General features: G+C 64.7%; 1 protein-coding gene. It reads right to left on the bottom strand.

Translation table 11 applies throughout. From position 1 onward, the window contains the following. A partial coding sequence (locus tag H2O73_RS23590; RefSeq protein ID WP_497997505.1) for an MORN repeat-containing protein occupies window positions 1-310 on the bottom strand: 310 nt, incomplete at its 3' end. Window positions 311-323 lie beyond the last annotated feature (13 nt).

Here is a 323-nt window from a genome sequence, read left to right as displayed (position 1 = left end):
CATAGATCGACCCATCCGCATAGCTGGCCGTGCCGGCGCCAGTCCGTCTGCCGTCCACCCAGGTGCCTTCATAGGTCGACCCGTCGGCATAGGTGATCCGGCCCTGGCCTTCGGGTTTGCCCTTGGCGAATGTGCCCACATAGACCGATCCGTTGGGAAAGCGCGCCTCGCCCTGGCCCTTGATCTCGCCCCGTTCCCACTCGCCCGTGTAGACATAGCCGTTGGGCAGGGTGTAGGTGCCCACCCCGTCCTGCAACCCGTCGACGAAGCTGCCTTCGTAGATGCCGCCATCGTCGAATTGCTTGACCACCTGCGCGTCCTGC

Origin of the sequence: Vibrio marinisediminis (genome assembly GCF_014050145.1) — a bacterium.
Lineage (GTDB): Bacteria > Pseudomonadota > Gammaproteobacteria > Enterobacterales > Vibrionaceae > Vibrio > Vibrio marinisediminis.
This window is presented reverse-complemented; position numbering and strand designations above follow the sequence as displayed.